Genomic DNA, 2,038 nt, shown 5'->3' with positions numbered 1-2,038 from the left:
GGGTTCGAGGAGGGCGAAGTCGGTGTCGAGCACCTCCCCCGCGCGGGTGCTCCGCACGCGCAGCGAATCGCGGCCCCAGGCCTGCACGACGAGCGTCTCGCCGTCGCCGCGCCAGGTGATGGCGTCCGCAGTGGACTCGAAGGCGTTCATCAGGTTGTCACTCGTTTCCACTAGTTCTTGACGGCGCCGGCCGTCACGCCGGCCGCCACGTACTTCTGTGCCACCACGAGCAGCACCGCCGCCGGGATCGAAGCGACCACCGCGGTCGCCATCATGGGGCCCCATTCCTGGTTCTGGGCGCCGATGTAGTTGTAGATCCCCATCGTGATCGGTCGGAGCAGGCCGCCCTCGCGGTTGAGCGTCGAGGCGAAGATGAAGTCCGACCATGCCCACAGGAACGCGAACAGCGCCGAAGTGATGATCGCGTTCCGGGAGACCGGCAGGACGATCGAACGGAACGTTCGCCAGTGCGAGGCGCCGTCGATCTGAGCCGCTTGGAGCAGCTCGCGGGGAATGCCCGCCATGAACGCGGTCAAGAGGAGGACTGCGAAGGGGACCGCGATCGTGGAGTCCGCCAGGATCAGGCCCGGAAGGGTGTCGAGCAACCCGACCGTGTTGTAGATCGAGTACAGGCCGAGCGACATGACCACGGCCGGAACCATCTGCGCCACGATCAGCGCGAAACCGATGAAGCGGCCTCCGGGCACGGCCATGCTGGCGAGCGCGAAGGAGGCCGGTGCCGCTATCGCGAGGGTGAGCACCACGGTTCCGACGCCGATCACGAGGCTGGTGCCGAGGTACGGCAGCTGGTCGCGGAAGACGACGGCGTAGTGGTCGAAGGTGAAGTCGACCGGCGCGAGGTCACCGCCGCGAATGCTCTCGCGTTTCGTGAACGAGACGTTGAGCATCCAATAGAGAGGGAAGAGCATGAGCGCGGTCATGACGAGCGCAATGGGATTCTTCCACCAGGTGCGAGACATGTCAGTGCTCCTGCTTCCGTTGGGCTGCGATGTAGATCAACCCGAAGGCGAGTGCGGCCAGCAGCAGTATCGTCCCGACCGCCGAGGCTTCGGAGTAGCGGATGACCCCTGAGGCCCCCTTGCCGACCGACATGCCGTACGCCCAGGTGGCGAGCGTCTGGGACGTGCCGGTTCCCATCGTCATGATCCAGATGATGTCGACGACCTTGAGTGTGTACACCAGGCCGAGGAGCAGCGTGATGAGCGTGACCGGTCGCAGCATCGGGAGGGTGATGCGCCAGAACTGCTGCCAGGGGGTGGCGCCGTCCATCGACGCGGCCTCGTACAGCTCCTTCGGGATGCCCTGGAGTCCCGAGTAGAGGATCACGAGGTTGAACGGGATGCCCAGCCAGATGTTCGCGATCGCCACGGACATGAGGGCGTTGTCGGCGCTGAGCCACCACACCGGATCGGCGCCGAACAGGCCGAGGAACGAGTTGAGGAGCCCGGCGTCCGGGTTCATCATCCACTGCCAGGTGGTGCCCGAGACGATGACGGGCAGGAGCCACGGGACGAGGAACATGCCGCGGAGCGGCGCGGCGAGCCGGAACCCGCCGCGGTGGAAGAACACCGCGATCGTCAGCCCGATCAGGTATTGGAAGGCGAGCGAGACGGCGGTGAACACCGTCGTCTGCCACACGATCGTCCAGAACTGCGGGTGCGCGAACACGGCTCGGTAGATCTCGAGGCCGACGAACGGGGCGCCGCCGCTGATGAAGGTGCCGCGGTCGAAACGGTGCAGGCTCATCGTCAAGTTCTGGACGAGCGGGTAGGCGTAGAAGAGGAGGAGGTAGAGCACCAGCGGGATGACGAACGCGATCGCCGCCCAGTGGGCACCGCGCCGTTTCGGCTTCGCGGTCTCGGGCGCGGGCGTCGTCGGCGCCGCTGCGGTTCTTGTGGTGAGCGTGGTCATTCGAGTATTGCTCCGATCCGGTCGCCGGTCGGGGGGCCCCCCCCGGGGCGGGCCGCCCGCCCCGCCCAATACACCCCCCGCCCGGGAAACCGCCGCCCCGGCGGCC

2 protein-coding genes are annotated in these 2,038 nt (G+C 67.0%); both read right to left on the bottom strand.

Translation table 11 applies throughout. The annotated features are described in order from the left end of the window. Positions 1-170: 170 nt before the first annotated feature. Positions 171-980: a carbohydrate ABC transporter permease gene (locus tag J5V16_RS02920; protein ID WP_208494476.1), complete on the bottom strand. Its 810-nt coding sequence runs from the start codon at positions 978-980 to the stop codon at positions 171-173. Between the two features lies 1 nt (position 981). Further along, the gene (locus J5V16_RS02915; RefSeq protein ID WP_208494475.1) at positions 982-1,932 is read right to left on the bottom strand and encodes a carbohydrate ABC transporter permease; all 951 of its coding nucleotides are present in this window, start codon (positions 1,930-1,932) and stop codon (positions 982-984) included. Positions 1,933-2,038: the final 106 nt, after the last annotated feature.

The sequence above is a fragment of the Glycomyces niveus genome (assembly GCF_017592475.1).
GTDB classification, from domain to species: Bacteria; Actinomycetota; Actinomycetes; order Mycobacteriales; family Micromonosporaceae; genus Glycomyces; species Glycomyces niveus.
Note: the sequence above shows the minus strand (reverse complement) of the source record. Positions and strands in the feature narration are given on the sequence as shown.